Raw genomic sequence first — 1,937 nt, 5'->3', positions numbered from 1 at the left:
GTGAAGCGAAAAATGCCCCTACATCAGGGAAAAATGCCCGCCTATCCCGCCCGCGTCGGACGCCAGCTCTGCTGCGGGTTGCGCCAGTCGATCCCTTCGAGCAGATAGCTCATCTGGCCGCCGCTGAGATGCACCACGCCGCCCACAGTGGACGGCCAGATGAAGCGCCCGCGCTCCAGGCGCTTGGCGTACAGCGACAGTCCGATGCCATCATGCCAGAGCGCCTTGATCAGCGACCCATTGCGTCCCCGAAACACGAAGACGTCCCCGGCGAACGGATCCCGCCCCAGCCCTTCCTGGACCAGGCGCGCCAAGCCACCCATCCCCTTGCGCATATCGGTATGGCCGCTGGCCAGCCACACACGAACATCGGAGCGAACCGGGATCATCGCAGTGCACGCAGCACCTCCAGTACCAACCGAGCGGGCGCCGTCGCGGCAATGCTCACCGTTGTCCCTCCGGCCAGGTCCAGCCGGATCGCCGGACTATCTGCAAGGACACCTCCAGGCACGTCCGGCACCAAAGAACCCTCGTCCTCTGCCATTACGGCTGGCACAAACATCGCCGCGGTCTGTTGAGCGTCGCGGCGCCACTTGTAGATCAAACTGGTGGACACATCGAACTGCCAAGCGACCTCGGCAATCACCGCGCCCGGCGCGAACGACGCCAACACAATCTCTTCTCGCTCCGCCGCGCTCCAGCGACGTCGACGCTCCGAGCCCGAAATTACCGTCATATGCATTGTGCTGCGCTCTTAACTGCGTCCTTATGAGCGCAGCATCAGCGCTAGACACCACTATCGCAAGGCGGCCCTCACCGAAGGCTTACGGCGCGCCGTTAGGGGAGTGAGTCTATAGATGTCTCGGCGGCATTGAATCTACATCGTGAACGCAACACTGTTATCTAGATTGAATAGCACCAGAGGATGGGTCCGCCCTCGGGGGTCGCAGACCGAACTTGCGGCGTACACGCGGACAATGCAAAGCTGTTGTCGGCGCCTCCCTCGATCCACACGGTTCGCCGCGGCAAGACGACCTGCCGCGCGAGTTCACTGAAACCGTCTTCGGACAGGGTACTTGGATGGGGAAGCCAAGCGCGTCAGCAGACATTTCCGGTGCATCGCCACACGCTTCGAAAAGACCGCGAAATCCTTCGCGGCCTTCCTCGCTTTAGCCGCTGCATGGGTATGGATTGCCGTACTTTGTCAGCAGGACCTATGGCGCGCACCCCGTTTTGACCGGACAGTCGGCCTAGCCGATAAGGCATAGGCATGCGCCTATGAGTACGACTATGTCCAAAGCCTCTGACGTCCCGTTCAGCCGTGTCGAAGTCATTACTTCCGTGCAACGCCGCCGCCGCTGGTCGGTGGCAGAGAAGGTCAGCCTGGTTGAAGAAGCCATGCCGCCCGGCATGGGTGTTTCCTACGTTGCCCGACGCGCAGGCATCTCTCCCTCCCAGCTGTTTGCCTGGAAGCGCCGCATGCTGGAAGGCGGTCATGCCGCCGTGGAGGCCGACGAAGATGTCGTCGCCGCTTCAAGAGTCCGGGAGTTGGAGAAGCGCGTCCGCGATCTCGAGCGGGTGCTGGGCCGCAAGACCATGGAGAATGAGATCCTCAAGGAAGCCCTTGAGGTCGCTCGCCCAAAAAAACACAGCTTGCCCTTGGTGTCCTGGAACGCTGCCGAGGACGGTTCCCGATGAGCGCTATTGCCAGAACCCTGGGCGTCACCCGGTCCAACCTGATCGAGCGCGCCGCGACGCCCGTTGTCCCGCGTGGTCCTTATCGCAAACCAGACGATGCCAACCTGCTGGCCGAGATGCGACCGATCATCGACAAGCGCCCGACCTATGGCTATCGCCGCGTCACCGCGTTGATCAACCGGCAGCGCCGGCTCGAAGGCAAACCGGTCGTCAACGCCAAGCGGGTGTTGCGGGTCATG

At 62.4% G+C, this 1,937-nt stretch carries 2 protein-coding genes and 1 pseudogene; 1 reads left to right on the top strand and 2 read right to left on the bottom strand.

The annotated features are described in order from the left end of the window. Positions 1-41: 41 nt before the first annotated feature. A complete protein-coding gene (tnpB, locus tag WH91_RS19800) occupies positions 42-389 on the bottom strand; it encodes an IS66 family insertion sequence element accessory protein TnpB (protein WP_046172745.1) in 348 nt (115 codons plus the stop codon). Beyond that, positions 386-742 (bottom strand): IS66-like element accessory protein TnpA, encoded by a 357-nt coding sequence (gene tnpA / locus WH91_RS19795; RefSeq protein ID WP_046172744.1) that lies wholly within the window; start codon positions 740-742, stop codon positions 386-388. Before tnpA ends, tnpB begins: the two co-directional genes overlap by 4 nt. 536 nt (positions 743-1,278) lie before the next feature. On the opposite strand from tnpA, the pseudogene WH91_RS25625 reads away from it, so the two are divergent. Further along, positions 1,279-1,937, top strand: a pseudogene (locus WH91_RS25625) (transposase); the annotation flags it as partial.

Source organism: Devosia psychrophila, assembly GCF_000971275.1.
Lineage (GTDB): Bacteria > Pseudomonadota > Alphaproteobacteria > Rhizobiales > Devosiaceae > Devosia > Devosia psychrophila.
The sequence above is the reverse complement of the archived record's forward strand: the minus strand, read 5'-3'. Positions and strand labels throughout refer to the sequence as shown.

Coding starts and splice junctions, on each gene's coding strand:
- tnpA (WP_046172744.1), bottom strand. CDS start 742: ATGCATATGACGGTAATTTCGGGCTCGGAGCGTCGACGTCGCTGGAGC.
- tnpB (WP_046172745.1), bottom strand. CDS start 389: ATGATCCCGGTTCGCTCCGATGTTCGTGTGTGGCTGGCCAGCGGCCAT.